Origin of the sequence: Mesorhizobium qingshengii, from assembly GCF_900103325.1 — a bacterium.
Lineage (GTDB): Bacteria > Pseudomonadota > Alphaproteobacteria > Rhizobiales > Rhizobiaceae > Mesorhizobium > Mesorhizobium qingshengii.
On sequence record NZ_FMXM01000007.1, the window covers coordinates 205,066 to 223,858 of the forward strand.

The following is an 18,793-nucleotide window of genomic DNA, read 5'->3' on the forward strand; positions in this document are numbered from 1 at the left end:
GTCAAAACCACGCTGGCTTGGCACAGTCGGGCAAACAGGAGTCCTTCATGGCAAAGAAGCCGTCGGCGCATGCGACGAAACCCAAACCGTGGACCGAGATGGCGACGCATCTGGTCGACGTCGCCATGGGCCGGAAACCCGCCGATCTGGTCATCCGCAACGGGCGCTGGGTGAACGTTCATTCGGGCGAGATCATCGCCGGCACTGACATCGCCATTGCTGGCGGTCGCTTCGCCTATTGCGGGCCGAACGCCAGCCACGCCATCGGCCAGGGCACCAAGGTGGTCGACGCCGGCGGCCGCTATCTGGTGCCCGGCCTTTGCGACGCGCACATGCATGTCGAGAGCGGCATGGTGACGGTGACCGAGTTCTGCCGTGCTGTCATTCCGCACGGCACCACCTCGATGTTCATCGATCCGCACGAGATTGCCAATGTGCTGGGCCTGCCTGGTGTACGGCTGATGCATGACGAGGCTGTCGCCATGCCCATCAACGTGCATGTGCAGATGCCGTCCTGCGTGCCCTCGGCACCGGGGCTGGAACATGCCGGTGCCGAGCTGACGGTCGCCGATGTCGCGGAAGCGATGACCTGGGAGAACATCATCGGCCTCGGCGAAGTGATGAATTTCCCCGGCGTCGTCGCCAACGACCCGGTGATGTCGGGCGAGATCGCCGCCACGGTGAAAGCGGGCAAGACGGTTGGCGGTCACTATGCGTCGCGCGATCTCGGCCTGCCGTTCCATGGCTATGTCGCAGGTGGCCCGGAGGACGACCACGAAGGCACGCGTGCCGAGGACGCTATCGCTCGCGTGCGCCAGGGCATGAAGGCGATGCTGCGCCTGGGTTCGGCGTGGTACGACGTCGCCTCGCAGATCAAGGCGGTCACGGAAGGCGGCATCGATCCGCGCAACTTCATCCTGTGCACAGATGACAGCCATTCCGGCACGCTGGTCCACGAAGGCCATATGGATCGGGTGGTGCGCCACGCCATCCAACAGGGGTTGAAGCCGGTGACGGCGATCCAGATGGCAACGCTCAACACCGCCCAGCATTTCAAGCTGGAGCGCGAGATCGGCTCGATCGCGCCGGGGCGGCTTGCCGACCTGCTGATCGTCTCGGATCTGGCCGCGATGGCCATCGATGAGGTCTATGCGCGTGGCGTCAGGCTGGCCAAGGGCGGCAAGCTCGAAATCGACATTCCGGCCTATGACTATCCCCGGACGGCGAAGAACACCGTCAAGCTCGGCAAGAGGCTAAAGGCCGGCAACTTCGACATCGTTGCCCCCAAGGGCGCCAACGAAGTGCGGGTGCGCGTCATCGGCGTCATCGAGAACCAGGCGCCAACGCGCGCGCTCGAGGCCGACCTTCCCGTCGAGGACGGGTTGGTCGCCATGGATCGCCGCAACGACGTCTGCCAGATCGCGCTGGTCGAGCGCCACAGAGGCACGGGCGGAGTCACCAACGCCTTCGTCTCCGGTTTCGGCTACATGGGCGACTGTGCCATGGCCTCCAGCGTCGCGCATGACAGCCACCACATCATCGTCGTCGGCACCAACAAGCAGGACATGGCGTTGGCGGTTAACCGGCTGGGCGAGGTCGGCGGCGGTGTCGTGCTGTTCTCCAAGGGCAAGGAACTGGCGCTGGTCGAGATGCCGATCGCCGGGCTGATGTCGGATGAGCGCGCCGAAATCGTGGCGGCCAAGGCGGAAAAACTGACCGAGGCGATGCGCATGATGGGCTGTTCCCTGAACAACGCCTACATGCAGCACTCGCTGCTGGCGCTGGTCGTCATCCCGGAACTGAGGATTTCCGATGTCGGCCTGATCGACGTGACGACTTTCCAGAAGGTCGATCTGTTCGTCTGAGATCAGCCGTCCGCGCTTCGTTGCTTACCCACCAGTGGCGATGGTCAGCACCCTGAATGGCGTTGTGATGACGATTTCGGCGACCGAGCCGACAGCCTTGCCGAGGTCCTGGCCAAGATTGTCGAGCTGCGCGGGCGATGTCTCGTCCGACGCCAGGCCGGCCGGCGTGCGCAGCCGGTCGCCGAGCAATTGCACCAGGATCGGATTGTCGGCGAATTTGGCATGGTTCAGGCGATCGCCGCCCTTGGCTTGGGAAAGGTCGACGACCGACACGCCATAGCTGGCGAGATCTGCGGCATTGCCATAGTCACCGACACGCGGCTTGTCGCCCGAGATCAGGGAAGAGAGCTTGAGGGCCCGATCATCCGCGGAGAGCAGTATGGCGAACGGCTTATCGGGTTTGCCGTAGCGGATCATCTGCTTCTTGAACACGTCGACATCGATGTCGGGCGAGGCCAGGATAACATAGCCGAGCTTGCCGCCGAGATCGCGGTCGCCGGTGATGGCGAGCTGGCGCAACGCCTCCATCGTCACCCAGGTTCCCATCGAATGGGCGATGATGTCGATGCTCTTGACCTGGGTCTTGGCCAGCATCCTGAGCGTCGCTTCAAGGTCGTCGCGAGCGGCGTTGGCGCTTTCCTTGTCGTAGATATAGCCGGTCGTCTTGCCGCTGGACGCCCATGAGAACAGCACCGGTGTGCCGGGAAACTTGGTGTCGTGCGCGATCTGTGTCAGCCGGTAGATGCCGTCATCGAAACCATTGTTGAAACCGTGCACGAAAACCAGCGCACGGCCGTCGCGCATGGCGATGTCGGCGCCGACCGCCTTGGCGAATTGCGGCGCGCCGTCATAGAAGGTGACGTCCTTCGCCGTGAAATCCTTGGCCGGATTGCTGTTGGCGGATCCCTTGGTCCGCTCGATCGCTCCCACCTGATGGCTTTTCGGGACAGTCACGTCGACGCGGGCGTAGCTGGTGGTCAGCGAGCGATCGCCGTCGAAAACCTGCCGCGGGTCCTTCGTTGCCTTCCGGCGTGTCGTGGCAACGAAAATCTCATGCGTGGCCGCAATGTCGGACGCGGCGGCGGCGACCGTCGTGCTGTTGAGCAGGTCATGCGTATTCCGGCCGGCACAGCCGGTGACAGCGAGCGCTAACGCGACGATGACTAAGCTTTTCAAACGCACGGTCACACGCCGGCTCCCGCAAAGGGGGACGTCAAACGCATGACGTCGCTGGCTATTCCGATAAAGCCATAGGCCGGCGCGGTCCAGTTCAAAGTACGCCGGGGTTTCCGCAATGGTGAACAGGCGGGGCGAACGCCTCGCGAGTGCATCTCGAGTGCATCTATTGTCCGAGCAGGCCGATGCGATCAGTCACGTCACGGTCGCTGGCAAAGCCGTCATCCTCGCGCAGCCGCTGGCCGATCATCTTCACCAGTGCCGGATTGTCGGCGAATTTCGTGTGGTTGAAGCTATCCGTTCCCTTGACCTTGGAGAGGTCGACGACCGTCACGCCGTAGGAGGCAAGATCGGCGGCGTCCTTGTAGTCGCCGACACGCGGCCGCGAACCGGCGATCAGGCCGGAGAGCCTCAGTGCGCGGTCGTCGTCCGACAGCAGCAGGATGAACGGCTTGTCGGGTTTGCCGTAGCGGCGCATCTGGCTCTTGAACACATCGACGTCGATGTCGGGCGAGGCCAGCACCACGTCGCCAAGCTTGCCGCCGAGGTCGCGGTCGCCGCTGATGGCCATCTGGCGCAGTGTTTCCATGGTCACCCAGGTTCCCATCGAATGCGCGACAATGTCGATGCGCCGCGCGCCGGACTGCTGCAGCATCCTCAATGTCACTTCCAGCTGGTCGCGGGCCGCGCTGGCGCTTTCCTTGTCGTAGACATAGTCGGTGGTCTTGGCGCCTGATGCCCAGGAAAACAGCACCGGTGTACCTGGATAGCCGGAATCATGGACGATCTGTGTCAGACGATAGACTGCGTCGTCGAACCCGGTGTTGTAGCCGTGTACGAAGACCATGACGCGGCCGCCGCGTGCCGCGATGTCGGCGTTGAGCGCACTGGAGAACTTCGGCTGTGTATCATAGCCGACGACCTCGGAAGCCATGAAATACTTGGCCGGATCATCCGACTTGCCGCGCGAGCGCCGCTCGATCTGGCCAGTCTGATGGATTCCGGGCACGGTGACGTTGACGCGGGCATAGTTCAGCGTGGCCGAGCGCTCGCCATCGAAAACCTTGTTCGGGTCGTCGGACTTCTTGCGCGTCGTGGCGATGAAGATGCTGTGATTGCCGGCAATCTCCGTCACCGGCGTCGCCACGATGGCGCTGCCAAGCAATTCCTGTGTTTGCTGGCCGGCGCAGCCGGCAACGAGCAGGGCAAGGGCAACCGCAAAAATCTTCTTCAAAGGCACGTCTGAAATTCCACTCCGGCCAAAAGGCCTGTCTACCCCCGCGACACCTCCCGGACAGTTTAAGTGCGGCGGAAGTAAGTCATCTCCGGTCGAAATGTGATCAGCGCCTTGCGACGACCATCGCACTGTTGCGTGAAAGCCAGAACGGCGGGAGAAATGCCGGAATGCGAGCCCGTGGGGGGGCGCCCCACCAGCGGCATCACCGTCGGCTCGCCGAATTCCGGCAGCGACATGGTTTGAGGGCGACCGATGCAACAGGCATGAACAAACACCTCCAAGTGCTTGCAAGGATTCTGTGAATACCTGTTTCAGAGACCCCGAATGGCCGGGCAATGGCGCCGAGGGGCCGGATATGCAATAGGCAGGATTGGCTGCACGAGGCCAGGGCGCGCAACAAACAGAGGGTGCGTGGCCTGATCGATGATAGAGGTCGGCACGAGACATGCGGTGCAAAGTGATTTCCCAATGAACAGTTTCTCTTCCCGCGTCGCTGTTGCTGCCTCCGCGATCCGCCAGATCTTCCCGGAAACGCCGCTGCAGGAAAACGACTATCTGTCGAAAAAGACCGGAGCGCGGGTGCTGTTGAAGCGCGAGGACCTGTCGCCGGTGCGCTCCTACAAGATCCGCGGCGCCTTCAATTTCTTCCGCAAGGCGCTTGCGGCGGGCAACCAGGCCGAACTGTTCGTCTGCGCTTCCGCCGGCAACCATGCGCAGGGCTTCGCATTTGTCTGCCGCCATTTCGGCAAGAAGGGCGTGGTGTTCATGCCGGTAACGACGCCGCAGCAGAAGATCGACAAGACACGGCTGTTCGGTGGCGATTTCGTCGAGATCAGGCTCGTCGGCGATTTCTTCGACGATTGCTATCGGGCCGCCTTCGAATTCACCGAAAGCTCAGGCGCCCACATGGTGCCGCCCTTCGACCACAAGGACATCATCGAGGGCCAGGCGACGGTCGCCTATGAGATAGCAGACCAGATGCCGGGCGCGCGCATGCCCGACATCATCATGCTGCCGGTCGGCGGCGGCGGACTTGCCGCCGGCGTCACGCATTATTTCGCCGATCAAGGCCGGGAAACTCGCTTTGTCTTCTGCGAGCCGGCCGGCGCGCCGAGCCTGCGCGAGAGCCTGTCCGCCGGAAAGCGGTTGAAGCTCGCAAAGGTCGACAATTTCGTCGATGGCGCGGCGGTCGCCGAGATCGGCCGCGAACCGTTGCGGCACCTCAAGGATTTTCCTGCCGACACCGTGCGGCTGATCCCGGAGAACCGGCTCTGCGCCACCATGATCGAGATGCTCAACGTCGAAGGCGTCGTGCTGGAGCCGGCCGGCGCCCTGGCGATCGATGCGCTGAAGGATTTTTCGAAGAAGGAGATCCGCGGCAAGACCATCGTGGCCGTGGTTTCGGGCGGCAATTTCGACTTCGAGCGGCTGCCGGACGTGAAGGAGCGGGCACTGCGCTTCGAGGGGCTGAAGAAATACTTCATCATCCGCTTTCCGCAGCGGCCGGGCGCGCTGCGCGACTTCCTTGAAATGCTGGGGCCCGACGACGACATCGCCCGGTTCGAATATCTGAAGAAATCGGCGCGCAACTTCGGTTCGGTGCTGATCGGCATCGAAACCAAGGATCGCCGCAATTTCGACCTGCTCAAGGCGAATTTCGAGGCCGAGGGCGTCCAGTATCAGGACATCACCGACAATGAGACGTTGGCCGGGTTCATCATATGAGCGGTGCGGGAAAAGTCTTCATCGCGCTGTTTTCCGGCATCAACGTTGGCGGTAACCGCATCGTCAAGATGGCGGAGTTGCGGTCGTTCTTCGAGGATCTCGGCTTTGCCGATGTTGCCACCTATGTGCAGAGCGGCAATGCCGTGTTCCGGGCGAAGAAGGGCGACGTGGCCGCGCTGACGAAACAGATCGAAACAGCCTTTGAGAAGAAATGGGGATTCCATTCGCGCATCATGGTGCGCGATCTGGGCTGGTTCGAGCGGCTGGTGAGCGAAAATCCCTATCCGGAAGTGGCCGCGGACCACACGAAGCTGCACGCCTATGTGCTGGAGCGCGAGCCGACCGCCGACGAGGCGGCGCGGCTGGCTGAAAAGTGCACCGGTCCTGAAAGCTTCGAGATCAAGGGCGACGTGCTCTACCTGCACGCGCCGGATGGGCTTGGCAAATCGGTGTTTGCCGGCCTGATCCCGCGCACCCTGAAGGTGCCCGCCACCGCGCGCAACTGGCGCTCGGTGCTGGCGCTGCTGGAGATGGCCGGCGGGACGTAGACCGCTGTGCTGCCTAGGCCTGCTTCCATTCGAAGGTCAGTTCCTCGCGGAAAGCAAAGCGCTTGATGTGATCGGCGACGACACTCTCCAGGCGCTCAATCGAGTCGGCTCCGTCCGTCGACACCGTGATGTGCAGTGCGGCTGCATCGGCATCCATGACGGTGCGGCCAAGCGTGAGATCGATGGTGCCATGGGTGGGATCGAACTCGACGGGGAATTTGTGTGCCCAGTGCTTGCAGAGCTGCTGCAGGTAGCGGCTGGCATGTTCGGTGGCGACATCGACACGGCTGGTCGGCATAAGTGAATTCTCCAGGTGGGGCAGGCGCCTATTTGCATAACCATGGGCCGGCGCTGCGACGCCGGCGCGATGGCCTGACAGATAGGCGTCGTCTTGCCGAACGCCAAAGCCTATCGGGCAATTTTCGCCCGGCGTCGGGTCGATGCCTACCAGCTTCCAGTATTCGCCATCGAAGCCCAGGGTTCGGCCTTGGCCTTCGCCGGGCCCTTCTGCAAAAGTTCGATCGAGATGCCGTCCGGCGACTTGATGAATGCCATGTTGCCGTCGCGCGGCGGGCGATTGATGGTGACGCCATTATCCATCAGCCGCTGGCATGTGGCGTAGATATCGTCGACCTCGTAGGCGAGGTGGCCGAAATTGCGACCGCCCTTGTAGTCCTCCGGGTCCCAATTGTAGGTCAGTTCGACGAGTGGAGCCTTGTCGGCGATGCCGCTCTGCTCGTCTTCGGGGGCCGCCAGAAAGATCAGCGTGTAGCGGCCCTGCTCGCTCTCGTGGCGGCGCACTTCCTTTAGGCCGAGCTTGTTGCAATAGAAATCGAGCGAGGCATCGACATCGGCGACGCGGACCATGGTGTGCAGATAGCGCATGTATTTTTCCTCGATCTGTTGGGATGCGGCGCAAGATAGGGTCGGCCCGGTCAAAGGGCAATCCGCCTGCGGCGGGCAATGCCGGCAAAGAACAAATCCGGTATTGCCGCAATGAACCGTGAAAAAAGGCACGGCAGGTCTTGCACACACCGGAAGCCCCAGTGTTAATCTGGTGTCAAGAATCAGTTGCGGTGTTCTTGAAAAAAGGGGGCATTCTTATGGGGGAAAAGGCCTCTTTGACGGGGCGGGCCGGAACCCTTGGCGACGCCTTGAGGCGCGACGAAGGCGGCGATGCGGCCGACCTGACCGAAATTGCCGGCGCCATCAAGTGGTTCGATGTGGCCAAGGGCTACGGTTTCATACTCCCGGATGACGGCGTTTCGGGCGATATCCTCCTCCATGTGACATGTCTTCGACGCGACGGTTTCCAGACTGCCCTGGAAGGCGCGCGTGTGGTCTGCCTCGTCAAGCAAGGCGACCGCGGATTGCAGGCCTTTCGAGTGCTCTCCATGGATGTCACCACCGCGGTCCATCCGGCCGAGATGCAGGAGCAGCGCACCCATGTTGCGGTGACGCCGGAGAGCGGACTCGAGCGCGCCTTGGTCAAGTGGTTCAACCGCACCAAGGGGTTTGGTTTCCTGACGCGCGGCGAGGGCACCGAGGATATCTTCGTCCATATGGAGACCTTGCGCCGTTACGGCATCACCGAGCTTCGGCCGGGGCAGGTCGTGCTTGTTCGTTTCGGGCGCGGCGACAAAGGCCTTATGGCCGCCGAAATTCACCCCGATATGGGCACCTTGCCGGTTTCGCACTAGGGCGGTTCCGGCCGAGGACTTCGTATGACCCACAGGAACTGGCTGACGGCGGGCGTGATGTGCGCCGTGATTGCCGTCATCGTCGCCGCTGGCGCCTTCTTCTATTCCGAGAACTCCAGCGCGGCCGATGGCCAGGCGATGATCCTGCCTGTCGATCCGACGCCATTGGTCGCGGTGACAAAAAGCGGCGAACGCTCTTTCTCGATCGAAGTCGCCGATACCGAGGCCGAGCGCGAAGCCGGCCTGATGTTTCGTGAAGACATGGCCGGCGATCATGGCATGCTGTTCGTCTTCGAGGAGACACGCGACGTCAATTTCTGGATGAAGAATACGCCGATGCCGCTCGACCTGATATTCGTCGGCCAGGACGGCAGGATCCGCGCGATCAAACCAGGCGAGCCGCAATCCGAGGCGATCATCTCGCCCGGTGAGCCGGTCCGCTTCGTGCTCGAGCTCAAGGCCGGCACAGCTGCCAGGGATGGGATCGCCGATGGCGATCTGTTGCGTCATCCGGCAATCGGCACCGCGTCATCTCCCGGCATGCCGCCGGCGGACAAGGGCGATTCGCCGAGCGTCGATCCCGACTGAGCGTGAAGGATCGCCTTTCGATGCAGTTTTTTTCCCATGACGGCTTCGATCTTGCCTTCCTCGACCGCCAGCCGGCCTCGGGCGAGGGCGATCCTGTGCTCATGATCCATGGCTTCGCCTCGACCCACTATGTCAACTGGGTGTCGCCCGGCTGGTTCAAGACGCTGAACGATGCTGGTTACCGCGCCATCGCCTTCGACAATCGCGGCCACGGTTCGTCGTCCAAGAGTTATGACGAGGCCGACTACACGCCAGCCAAGATGGCCTCAGATGCCGCCGCCTTGCTGGATCATCTCGGTATCGAGCGCGCCCATGTCATCGGCTATTCGATGGGAGCGCGCATAGCGGCGTTCCTGGCGCTGTCCGATCCGCACAAGGTGGCGACGCTCGTCTTTGGCGGCCTCGGCATCGGTATGATCGACGGTGTCGGTGATTGGGATCCGATCGCCGCAGCCCTGCTCGCCGATGATCCCGCCACCACCGACCATCCGCGCGGCCGATCGTTTCGCGCCTTTGCCGACCAGACCCGCAGTGACCGCCGGGCGCTGGCGGCCTGCATCGTCGCCTCGCGGGAGCTGCTGAGCGAGGAAGATGTTGCCCGCATCGCACAGCCGACGCTGATCGCTGTCGGCACAACGGACGACATTGGTGGCTCGCCCGATGAGCTGGCGGCGTTGATGCCGAATGCCAGGGCCTTTCACATCGAGGGTCGCGACCATATGCTGGCCGTCGGGGACAAGACCTTCAAGCAGCGGGTGCTGGAGTTCTACGCCGAAAATCCGCTTTGAGCGGACGGCTGGGGAGCGGGGCAACAGTGGCACAATGGGAAGGCGCACCGCCGTCATGCCGGGCGCGGTGGCGCGGAGTAAACTAGGCAAACGTTCGGTCGTGCGCTTGGCCTTTGGGGATCTTCTCAATGCGCTGTCGATGACGGCGGGGCCGGCTCTCCTGGCCGAGATGGCGTCGCTTCTACCTGATTGCCCTTAGCTTGCAGCGAGGGCCTCCAGCGACCGCGCCATGTTCAGTCTGGCCTGCGGCTCGAAACGCCGGCGAAATTCCTCGCTGTGGAAGATCTGCGGTCGGGCAAGGAAGTTCTTCAGCACCGCGCTGCGTCCGACGCGCCACATCGGCTCTTCCACCCAGTCGTATTCGCGGCGGATCGAGCGCTCATAAGCGTCGAAGGCGTCCGGCGCGGCGCCCAGCATCGATAGGTCCATGTCGAGGAAAAGACTGGCGTCCCGCGTCGCCGTCGCGTCCTCGAAACGTGGCAGCTGGTGCGTGGCCGTAGCGACGATCATCGCCGTGATGCGACCGAGGCGTGAAGGATCTGCGCGGCCCACCAATTTTTTTTCGGCAAGGTCGGCACTTTGCGCCTCGTTGTCCTTGGCCTTACTGTCATATACGGCGTCGTGGAACCAGATCGCCGCTTCGACGGCCTCGAAATCGCCGAGCAGCCCTCGATACTCGCCGGCCAGCGCCAGCATCGCCTCGATATGGGCCAGGTTGTGGTAGTGGCGGCCCTCGGCCGCATAGAGCGCTGAAAGCGCGCTTTTCAGCGCGTTGTCGATCAAGGGTTCGTTTTCCATGGCTGCTTGAAATCCCGCGAACCAAATCCATTTGACAAAGCACTAAGGAAAATTGAGTTCAATCATGCTACGATCTGGCTTATATGTGCGGCCGGATACTAGGCAAGCCGGCAGGACGAGACGTCGATGAACAGCATCAGCATTTCCCGACACAGCGCGTTGCAGCCGGTCGATCCGATCTGGCGCTCGATCCGCGACGAAGCGATGGAAGCGGTCAATCGCGACCCGCTGCTCGCCGCCTTCCTCTATTCGACGATCCTCAACCAGGACAGCCTGGAGGAGGCGGTCATACATCGGCTTGCCGAGCGGCTCGCCCACCAGGACATCGGCTCGGACCTCATCCGCCAGACCTTCAAGTCCATGCTGGCCGACGATAAGGACTGGCCGACGACCGTGCGCGTCGACATCCAGGCCTATTATGACCGCGACCCTGCCTGCGACCGCTTCATCATGCCGGTGCTCTATTTCAAGGGCTTCCACGCCATCCAGACCCATCGGTTGGCGCATTGGCTGTGGAACCAGGGTCGCAAGGATTTCGCGCTCTACCTGCAGAGCCGTTCATCCTCGGTCTTCCAGACCGATATCAATCCGGCCGCCCGCATCGGCAAGGGCATCTTCATCGATCATGCCACCGGGCTTGTGGTCGGCGAGACGGCGGTGATTGAGGACGACGTATCGATCCTGCACGGCGTGACGCTGGGCGGCACCGGCAAGGCCGGTGGCGACCGTCACCCCAAGATCCGCTACGGCGTGCTGATCGGCGCCGGCGCCAAGATCCTCGGCAATATCGAAATCGGCCATTGCTCGAAGATCGCGGCCGGCTCGGTGGTGCTGTCGCCAGTGCCGCACAACAAGACGGTTGCCGGCGTGCCGGCCCGGGTCGTCGGCGAAACCGGCTGCGATCAGCCATCGCGTCAGATGGACCAGCTTCTGCCTTCGCAAACGATGGATCAGGTCGTCAGCTTCGACATCTGATTTTCACGTGCCCGCCGGCGGCGGCCGGATTCCGGCCGCCGCCGGTATGAGTGGGCGTTGTTCTCGTCTTATCAGGCCGCTTGCCTTTACATCGCCATTGTCGACGTGCCAGAAGCGCGTTCGAACGAGCAAGCCCGATGATCGGAGAAGACTGTTGAAGCCGGACGAAATCAGAAAGCTGGACGCCTATTTCAAGCGCGTCTTCCAGAACCCCAAGATCGAGGTCAAGGCACGGCCGCGTAAGGAAGATTCGGCCGAGGTCTATGTCGGTGACGAGTTCCTCGGCATCGTCTTCAAGGACGAGGACGACGGCGACTACAATTTCTCGATGGCGATCCTCGACATCGATCTGGCTTGAGCCTGCAGAGCCAAGGCTGGCCGGGCCGCACGGACGGCAGCCGGCCTTGCCACCCAAATCTCTCAATGTCTCGTTTTCAGCATGCGCCCGGCTTCGGTGGCGATCGACACGTCAAGCGCCTGCCAATCGCCCAGAAACTCCCTGGGGAAGCGATAGGTGAGGCTGAGCTCGTCGCCAACCTGGATATCGCGCTCGCAGGGCGCCAGCGATTCGTCGGCACTCGGCCCGCTCAGGCAGCGGGCCACGAAGGGGTCCTTGCCGGGACGCTTGCCGACGACCAGCACCTCGTTCAGATAGCCTGATTTTTCATTGAAGCCATACACCGTCGTGCCGCCAGGTCCCGCAATGCCGGGCTGCGTGATCAACGCGCTGTAGATCGGCGCGAAACGGCCGCTCATGTCACGCGACATCATCTGTTGCTCGAAGGACAGGAAGATGATGTTCCTGCTCGTCCCCGTGTGGTTGAAATCGTCGCGCGCGGCCTCGCTGTAGCCGTCCATCTGGGGGTAGCGCAGATAGAGGTCGAGACGTGAGGCGATGCCGTCGCGACGGGCCTGCTCGAAACGGATGACATTGGCCGGCACCGCGATGACATTATTGCCGATCACCACCTCGTGGATCGTTGCATCGTCGGTGTATCCGGCCATCGCAATCGAACGGCCGAACCATTTGCCGCCAAGGCTGATCACTATCGACAGCAAGGCCAACGCCGCGAACACGTAGAACACCCGCTTCATCAGCGTTGAATCGACCACGGTGAGTTCGGGGCCGTCGGCGATCGCTGCCTGCTTCATCTCAGTTCCTCGGCTACCTCTGCTGTGCCCGCTGGGTGTCCTCGTGCGGCACACATCGCGCGGCATGGCTTTTGCAGCGCGCTACGCACGACTGTGCGATTTCATGGTAAATGGAAAGTAAAGATGGACCAGCTGGAACTCACTCTGTTCGCTTTTGTCGTCGGGCTCACGACCTGCGGGCTGGTCGGATCGGCGATGGAACTGGTTTATGGGCGCAGGGTCGCCTTCACCGAGCCCTACGTGTCGCCGTCGCACGTACTGCGCTCGCTTGCCGCGACTGCCTGTGCCGGGCCTTTCATGCTGGTCAACGACGCCCTCGATGCCCGCCGCGAGCGCCGCATTTCGACAGTGGCGCTGATGTCCTGCGGCTGCACGGCGATTGCCTGGGCCTTGGCGCTGGGCGTCGTGGTGCTCGCCATTGCTTCATGGACGGTCCGTCTCCTAGGCTCCGACTTTCCAGTCTGAGACGATTCGGAGACCGACAATGCCGCTTTATGCGATCGATGGAACAGTGCCCAGCTTCGCGGATGCGGACACAAACTGGATCGCGCCCGATGCGACGCTGATCGGCGATGTGCGCGTCGGCCGCAACGCTGGCTTCTGGTTCGGTGTCGTCATCCGCGGCGACAATGAGCCCATCGTCATCGGCGCCGACACCAATGTGCAGGAACACACGGTCATGCACACCGATCCCGGCTTCCCGCTGACGATCGGGCAGGGCTGCACGATCGGCCACCGCGCCTTGCTGCATGGCTGCACGATCGGCGACAACAGCCTGATCGGCATGGGTGCCATCGTGCTGAACGGTGCGAAGATCGGCAACAACTCACTGGTCGGCGCCGGTGCGCTGGTCACCGAAGGCAAGGAGTTTCCGGACAATTCGCTGATCGTCGGCTCGCCGGCCAAGGTGATCAGGGTGCTGGACGACGCTGCCGTGGAAAGATTGCGCGGCTCGGCGGCGCACTACGTCGCCAACGGCAAGCGCTTCAAGGCGGGACTGAAGAAGGTCTGAGGCCGGTTTGGCCAGTGCCTCTCGCCGACCGTTTCAATCGCGACCCAATCAGCGGCCGTTGGAGCTATGCTTGGCGATCGCATCGCGCAGCAATGACGCGCCGGCTTCAAAGCCGGCAATGTCGGCCTCCTCGACGGCTGTCCTGTAGTCATCGATGCGGGTTTCGAGCATCGGGTCGGCGCCTGCCGCCAGGAGCAGGCGGATCGCATCGACGCTGCGGATGGCCACCGAATAGTGAAGCGGCGTCCAGTCGTTGACGCCCCGCATGTTGGGATCGGCGCCACCGTCGATCAACGCCCGGACGATTTCCAGCCGCTCGGGGCGGTCGGTGGACAGCGCCGCAATGATTGACGGAAACCCGCCGTGATCCTGATAATTGGGATCCGAGCCCATATCCAGCAAGGTCGAGATGAAGCCGACGGGGCTCCAATAGACCGCATATTCCAGCGGATGGCCGAGGCCGAGCTCGAACGGCATGCGCTCGTCGAACCAGCGGGGCGAACCACCCAGGGCCACGCCGAGGCCCTCGAAATCGCCCGCCTTGAAGGCGTCGTCGATAGCCTTGAACAGGCGATGACGCTCGCATCGATCTTCCAGGATTTCCAACATGGTAGTGATCCAGAAGGCGAAATTAGCGTCCTATAGTGCCTCGATCTCCCGCGCGTGGAAAGGCGGATCGGGGATATTCGGATGCGCCAGGCGGCTCGATGGGACCTGTGACCTTCTGGATGCGAAGCGTCCATCGTTATTTTGGGGCGCGTTGCTTAGCAAATATCGGTGCTGCAATTTGACATCGCTCACCGTCTGACCGTTATTGTTGCAATTGGATGACGGTCGTCAATGAATGATCTAGGTCGCGGAGGTAGCTTACTTCCATGCCACCCGAGTTCGTCGAGTTAAATTGCGAAACCTGTTCTAATAATCGCTGTTCTCCTTGCCGGCGTCCTTGCTGGCATGGCCTTGGAGCGTTCAGTATCGAGAATGCGAAGGCAGGCATGGAGAAAAAGAAACCGCTGGCGCTGGGAGCGCAAGCGTGTGGAGGCCACCACTAGGAATGAATGGCAGCCACTGAAGCCCGATATAGCTGCGCCGAAACAGGTCGATGCCGCCGATCAATTGCGGATCGTTATGAGGGCCAAGTTCACCACCCAGGCACTTCTCAACAAGAGTGAAGCGCGCGTCTTCAAGGAACTCGACCGTATGGTTATCGGCTGTAATCCAGCATGGCAGGTTATGGCGCAAGTGTCTTTGGGGGAGATTCTGCGCAGCAAGGACGCGGACGCTTACAGCTGTATCAACTCGAAACGCGTTGACCTACTCCTCGTGGACGAGAATTGTTTGCCTCGACATGCATTGGAATACCAAGGTCATGCGCATCATCAGGGTACGGCAGCGGCGCGTGATGCGGTCAAAAAGGAAGCATTGCGAATAGCGGGCATCAGCTATCACGAGATTGTCGGTGGTCACACGACCCCTTCCGAACTCAGACGACTGGTAGAGAAACTCGTGGACAAGCCCGCAGCAGCGCAATAGCTAGCCCTATTCCACGTCGATGCCTCGGAAGTTGGCTGGTCTTCGAGCTGCCGCCAGAAATGGCGGAGCCGGCCCGGGGACGGGGCCGGCTCCTTTGACCCGGTCGTTGGGGACGGGGAGGGTGGGGACTCGACCGGGTTTCTCCTTAAGCGCGTTGCATTCATGCGGCGCACTTGAGCTCTGCTTTGTGCATGTCGTTATCCCAAAACCGCTTCGCGCCTGGGTGACATGCATTGGCGTCCTTAGCGGACGCTGGCGACCGCGTCGGAGCGGCCGTCATTGATCGTCACCCAAACGCCTGAATTCTGATCTGACTGGCGCTTGAGGTAGGTGTAATCGGTGTCCGTCCAGGACAGCACCTTGGTTTCCAGATTGTCGAGGATGAACTCGCCAAGGCTGGTGCGCACGGTCAGCACCGCGTGGCCGTCGCCATTTGGCTGGCGCGCAACCGTCATCAGCAGATTGCCGGCGGGCACGCCCGCATCCATCAGTTCGCGACGCTTTTCCAGCGCGTAGTCCTCGCAATCGCCATAGCCATTGTCGGGATAGGCCCAGTATTCCTCGACACCGTAGTTTTCCATGTCGGTGCGCGGCTTGATTCGTGTGTTGACGGTATTGTTGATGTTGACGATCGCCGCCCATAGTTTGCGGGTCAGTTCGACCGGAGCCCCGCTGGGGGTCCTTTCACTGCATTCGCCAGGTATGCGCTGGCAGAATTCATAGTGGCCAACAGGTTGTGTGGTGCGGCCGCCGGTGTGCATGAATGCGGGTCCCGCCGCATATGCCGATCCCCAGACGGAAAGCTGCATCGCCATTGCCACCAGCAACAGCCTGCCCCTCGTTCTTTCCATTGTTGTAGTCTCCCCGTTCGAGGGAGACATTGCCACAAGTGGATTTATTTGACGCAAAAGCGCGAAGTAGATTTTAAGTAAAACGCCCGTAGAATAAACATAAAATTTGATTCATTTGAGTATTGAATCGTTCGGAATTCCTGGTTCGTTAACCCTTCCGAACCTCGATGTCGGACCTTGCCGGAGCGGTCTCGACCCCGGCCGGCGCATCTCGATCGCCGATGTCGTGAACGAAAAAAACCGGCAGCAAGGGGCCGGTTTCCTCATGCGCTTCTGTCGGGTCTTGTCAGGCGCGCGGCGTATTGAATTCGGAATCGAGCGTTTCCGGGCGCTGAATGACGGCGAATTCGATGGCGACACCATCCTCGAAATGGCGAACGATCTGCCCGCGCATGGTGCCAAGCATGACCTGAACGCCGATCGCCGGCTTGACGTCGATCTCGATCGCCGCGCCCGAAAGCGACAGGTCGATGATACGGCACTGATACTGGCGGCCATCAGTGAGTTGCAGCACGCTGGTTGGATTGCGTGGCGCGACGCGCTCGTGCCGACGGTCTTCGGGCAGGTCGAGTTCGTGCTTGTTGGCGAGCCAGGTCAACTGCGCCGCAAGCTTGTCCTTCTTGCGGTCCGACGCGATGACGGTCATCGCGAAACCGTCCTGCAGGGTGCGTGTAACGACACCTTCAATGCGGCCGATATGGTCGATGTAGGCGATGACCTTTTCGCCGGGCATGCCGACGCGGTCGGTGCGAAGCGCTACGTTGCCGGGTGACATGTCGACCACCTGGCAGGGGTGCTCGGTGCGGTCTTCCAGCATGAAGCGCCCGTATATCTTGACCCGGACGCGCTGAAAGTTACGCCTTTCAGCTTGGGACGGCGCGTAGTCGACCGCCGCTGACCTCATAACTGCCTACACCCCGTTTGGCATCCCACGCGTCGATGCGAGGAACTTCATCGCTGAAGTACAACAAAACGGGTTAACAAAGGGGAAAAGCGGGCACCCTACGACGCCAGATCGAGGACTATTCCTCGCGCCCGCCATCGAAGACGACGAGATGGCGGATTCGACGAACCCGGCCGAGCGCCGAAATCGTCTCGGGTGCCTCGAGTTCGTCGGGAACGAGCGAGGGAACATTGATCGCCGGGCGGTTGTTCAGCAGCTCCTTCTCCGGATCGACGACGCGGATGGAATCGATCAATGCGTCGGTGATCGGGTCAGCGCCCAGCCAGAAGGGCTTTTCCACGGCGCTGATCACGCCGAGGCAGCGCGGACTTTCGACACCGCCGTCAAGCGGCAAGGCAAGCAGTTCGAACCTGTTGGAGCGGCCACTACGGCTGAAACCCTCAAAGGCAATGAGAACAACGGATTTCTGGTCGAAGACGCCATGGATCAGCCGCGAGACGAGCCGCTGGTCCTTCTCGCGCCACAGCGATGGAAAGGAAAAGCCCTTGAGCTCGCGGCCGTAGTAGGCGCAAAGCCTTGTACCAGCCAACCGGAATACCGCTTGCCCGCGGGTGTCCCTTTCCAGGATGAACGTATCGGCCAAAAGCGACTTGATGTCGGCCGGCTCGACCTCCGAACGCTTCGGGGCGGGGCGTCCGTCACGCAGGCGATTCCAATATTGGAACAGCGTGATCGATCCGTTCTGGTTCATGCTATGCTGCTCCGCGCAATCTGTCGTCTGATGTCCCATCGGTGAACAGAAGGGCGCCCTCCGATGACTTACATGCGTTGCGGAGCAGGAAGCGTGCCAGCGTCGTTAACACTTGTTCACGGGTCGGGACCGTTAAGGTTAACAAATGGTTTACGTTGCGCCGAGGCGAGGCCCGTGGCACATAAAAACCACTCCAGAAGCGGTCGTTTCGCGACGATCGGCAGCACTTCAGTCAAGAGTTTTAGGGGAGCAGGGGGCTCGACCAACCGTTCAAGGGAAACCTTGAACGGTTTTTTTTGATTCGCGCCGAGGCGATTCGCCGTTTGTGAGTCGGCGGGCGGTGGTCTAGATGCTCACCTGATTCAAACCCTGGACCGAGTGCTAGCACGCATGAACGAGCCCGTAAGCCCACCGGAAATGGAACAGACGCTTCGCGAGCCCGAACCGCGTCGCGAGCCGGTGTTCAACCTGCCGCCGGTCGTGCTGGCGGTAATCGGAATCTGCGTCGTGGTCTATCTGTTGCAACAGTATGTGCTGACCGAAACGCAACAGCTGACCCTGCTGTACGATGGAGCATTCATCCCCGCCCTCTACACCGGGCAATATGGCTTCGACTGGTTCCTGTTCTCTCGCCCCTTCACCTACGCCTTCATGCATGGCGGTTTTGCTCATATCGCCATCAACATGGTGTGGCTCGCGGCCTTTGGCTCGCCGTTGGCCAACCGTCTCGGCGCGCTCTGGTTCGCGCTGTTTTTCGCCCTGACCGGCTTGGCTTCGGTTGTGCTTTTCTGGGCCATGCATCCGTACGGAGAGGCGCCTCTGGTTGGTGCATCGGGCGCTATTTCTGGCATGATGGGCGCTGCCGCGCGTTTTGGTTTCCGCACCGACCGCTCGGCCGGCAAGGCTGCCTTCGCTGGCCCTGTGTTGCCGATCGCAATTGTACTGCGCTCGCGCGGCGTGGTGATCTTCCTCGCCATGTGGATGATCATCAATCTCGCAACCGGCCTTCTCGGCGTTGCCCCGGGAACAGACGGGCAGATCGCCTGGGAGGCCCATATTGGCGGCTTTGTCGCGGGCTTCTTCGGCCTGCGCTGGTTCGACAGGCGATGGCAGGCGCCTGAGTGGGAGACCACAGACCCGCGCACTTGAAATGCAACCGATCACGGCGCACGATGTTCACTCTTACGTGA

The 18,793-nt window shown here is 61.6% G+C and carries 22 protein-coding genes; 12 read left to right on the plus strand and 10 right to left on the minus strand.

The window, feature by feature from the left end; translation table 11 throughout:
- The first annotated feature begins 47 nt into the window (after positions 1-47).
- A complete protein-coding gene (gene ade / locus BLS48_RS13830; RefSeq protein WP_091578525.1) occupies positions 48-1,865 on the plus strand; it encodes an adenine deaminase in 1,818 nt (605 codons plus the stop codon).
- Between the two features lie 24 nt (positions 1,866-1,889).
- Here ade and BLS48_RS13835 read toward each other — a convergent pair whose 3' ends face one another.
- Positions 1,890-3,053 (minus strand): alpha/beta hydrolase, encoded by a 1,164-nt coding sequence (locus BLS48_RS13835; RefSeq protein ID WP_091578380.1) that lies wholly within the window; start codon positions 3,051-3,053, stop codon positions 1,890-1,892.
- Positions 3,054-3,207: 154 nt separating this feature from the next.
- Positions 3,208-4,281 carry an alpha/beta hydrolase gene (locus BLS48_RS13840; protein ID WP_091578381.1) on the minus strand — a complete coding sequence of 358 codons (1,074 nt, stop codon included), beginning with the start codon at positions 4,279-4,281 and terminating at the stop codon, positions 3,208-3,210.
- 465 nt (positions 4,282-4,746) lie between these two features.
- Here BLS48_RS13840 and ilvA point away from each other — a divergent pair, with 465 nt between their 5' ends.
- Together ilvA and BLS48_RS13850 are read left to right on the plus strand one after the other, a co-directional pair.
- Positions 4,747-6,003: a threonine ammonia-lyase IlvA gene (ilvA, locus tag BLS48_RS13845; RefSeq protein ID WP_091578383.1), complete on the plus strand. Its 1,257-nt coding sequence runs from the start codon at positions 4,747-4,749 to the stop codon at positions 6,001-6,003.
- Positions 6,000-6,551, plus strand: a complete 552-nt coding sequence (locus tag BLS48_RS13850) for a DUF1697 domain-containing protein (protein ID WP_091578385.1) — start codon at positions 6,000-6,002, stop codon at positions 6,549-6,551. The genes ilvA and BLS48_RS13850 overlap by 4 nt, the downstream gene beginning before the upstream one ends.
- A gap of 13 nt (positions 6,552-6,564) precedes the next feature.
- Here the strand turns inward: BLS48_RS13850 and BLS48_RS13855 are convergent, their stop codons facing one another.
- A complete protein-coding gene (locus BLS48_RS13855) occupies positions 6,565-6,849 on the minus strand; it encodes a DUF2218 domain-containing protein (protein WP_091578387.1) in 285 nt (94 codons plus the stop codon).
- A 146-nt stretch (positions 6,850-6,995) separates the two neighbouring features.
- On the minus strand, positions 6,996-7,436 hold the full coding sequence (gene gloA, locus BLS48_RS13860; protein ID WP_091578388.1) for a lactoylglutathione lyase: 441 nt from the start codon (positions 7,434-7,436) through the stop codon (positions 6,996-6,998).
- A 218-nt stretch (positions 7,437-7,654) separates the two neighbouring features.
- On the opposite strand from gloA, the gene BLS48_RS13865 reads away from it, so the two are divergent.
- Genes BLS48_RS13865 through BLS48_RS13875 form a run of 3 tightly spaced genes read left to right on the plus strand, consistent with a single transcriptional unit; the run spans position 7,655 to position 9,627 of the window.
- The gene (locus BLS48_RS13865) at positions 7,655-8,251 is read left to right on the plus strand and encodes a cold-shock protein (RefSeq protein WP_091578390.1); all 597 of its coding nucleotides are present in this window, start codon (positions 7,655-7,657) and stop codon (positions 8,249-8,251) included.
- Between the two features lie 24 nt (positions 8,252-8,275).
- Positions 8,276-8,839, plus strand: coding sequence for a DUF192 domain-containing protein (locus BLS48_RS13870; protein ID WP_091578391.1), 564 nt, complete (start codon positions 8,276-8,278; stop codon positions 8,837-8,839).
- A 20-nt stretch (positions 8,840-8,859) separates the two neighbouring features.
- Positions 8,860-9,627, plus strand: coding sequence for an alpha/beta fold hydrolase (locus BLS48_RS13875; protein WP_091578526.1), 768 nt, complete (start codon positions 8,860-8,862; stop codon positions 9,625-9,627).
- Positions 9,628-9,822: 195 nt separating this feature from the next.
- Here the strand turns inward: BLS48_RS13875 and BLS48_RS13880 are convergent, their stop codons facing one another.
- On the minus strand, positions 9,823-10,425 hold the full coding sequence (locus BLS48_RS13880) for an HD domain-containing protein (protein ID WP_091578393.1): 603 nt from the start codon (positions 10,423-10,425) through the stop codon (positions 9,823-9,825).
- Positions 10,426-10,551: 126 nt separating this feature from the next.
- Here BLS48_RS13880 and cysE point away from each other — a divergent pair, with 126 nt between their 5' ends.
- Positions 10,552-11,400 (plus strand): serine O-acetyltransferase, encoded by an 849-nt coding sequence (gene cysE, locus BLS48_RS13885; protein WP_091578395.1) that lies wholly within the window; start codon positions 10,552-10,554, stop codon positions 11,398-11,400.
- 154 nt (positions 11,401-11,554) lie between these two features.
- Positions 11,555-11,758 (plus strand): DUF3126 family protein, encoded by a 204-nt coding sequence (locus tag BLS48_RS13890; RefSeq protein ID WP_091578397.1) that lies wholly within the window; start codon positions 11,555-11,557, stop codon positions 11,756-11,758.
- Positions 11,759-11,820: 62 nt separating this feature from the next.
- Here the strand turns inward: BLS48_RS13890 and BLS48_RS13895 are convergent, their stop codons facing one another.
- Positions 11,821-12,552: a hypothetical protein gene (locus BLS48_RS13895; protein ID WP_091578398.1), complete on the minus strand. Its 732-nt coding sequence runs from the start codon at positions 12,550-12,552 to the stop codon at positions 11,821-11,823.
- A 123-nt stretch (positions 12,553-12,675) separates the two neighbouring features.
- Between BLS48_RS13895 and BLS48_RS13900 the strand changes: the two genes are divergently transcribed.
- A complete protein-coding gene (locus tag BLS48_RS13900) occupies positions 12,676-13,017 on the plus strand; it encodes a DUF6949 family protein (RefSeq protein WP_091578400.1) in 342 nt (113 codons plus the stop codon).
- 19 nt (positions 13,018-13,036) lie between these two features.
- Positions 13,037-13,564, plus strand: coding sequence for a gamma carbonic anhydrase family protein (locus tag BLS48_RS13905; RefSeq protein ID WP_091578402.1), 528 nt, complete (start codon positions 13,037-13,039; stop codon positions 13,562-13,564).
- Positions 13,565-13,612: 48 nt separating this feature from the next.
- Here the strand turns inward: BLS48_RS13905 and BLS48_RS13910 are convergent, their stop codons facing one another.
- Complete coding sequence (locus tag BLS48_RS13910) at positions 13,613-14,173, minus strand: ankyrin repeat domain-containing protein (protein WP_091578404.1); 561 nt, start codon at positions 14,171-14,173, stop codon at positions 13,613-13,615.
- Positions 14,174-14,464: 291 nt separating this feature from the next.
- Here BLS48_RS13910 and BLS48_RS13915 point away from each other — a divergent pair, with 291 nt between their 5' ends.
- Positions 14,465-15,097: a DUF2726 domain-containing protein gene (locus tag BLS48_RS13915; RefSeq protein WP_244529593.1), complete on the plus strand. Its 633-nt coding sequence runs from the start codon at positions 14,465-14,467 to the stop codon at positions 15,095-15,097.
- Positions 15,098-15,339: 242 nt separating this feature from the next.
- Here the strand turns inward: BLS48_RS13915 and BLS48_RS13920 are convergent, their stop codons facing one another.
- The 3 genes from BLS48_RS13920 to BLS48_RS13930 form a co-directional block, all read right to left on the minus strand.
- Positions 15,340-15,948, minus strand: a complete 609-nt coding sequence (locus BLS48_RS13920; RefSeq protein WP_091578407.1) for a transglutaminase-like cysteine peptidase — start codon at positions 15,946-15,948, stop codon at positions 15,340-15,342.
- 286 nt (positions 15,949-16,234) lie between these two features.
- Entirely contained in the window at positions 16,235-16,852 is a 618-nt protein-coding gene (locus tag BLS48_RS13925) for a PilZ domain-containing protein (RefSeq protein ID WP_091578409.1), read from the minus strand.
- A 118-nt stretch (positions 16,853-16,970) separates the two neighbouring features.
- The gene (locus BLS48_RS13930; protein ID WP_091578410.1) at positions 16,971-17,603 is read right to left on the minus strand and encodes a PAS domain-containing protein; all 633 of its coding nucleotides are present in this window, start codon (positions 17,601-17,603) and stop codon (positions 16,971-16,973) included.
- 390 nt (positions 17,604-17,993) lie between these two features.
- Here BLS48_RS13930 and BLS48_RS13935 point away from each other — a divergent pair, with 390 nt between their 5' ends.
- Positions 17,994-18,752 carry a rhomboid family intramembrane serine protease gene (locus BLS48_RS13935; protein WP_091578412.1) on the plus strand — a complete coding sequence of 253 codons (759 nt, stop codon included), beginning with the start codon at positions 17,994-17,996 and terminating at the stop codon, positions 18,750-18,752.
- The last annotated feature ends 41 nt before the right edge of the window (positions 18,753-18,793 follow it).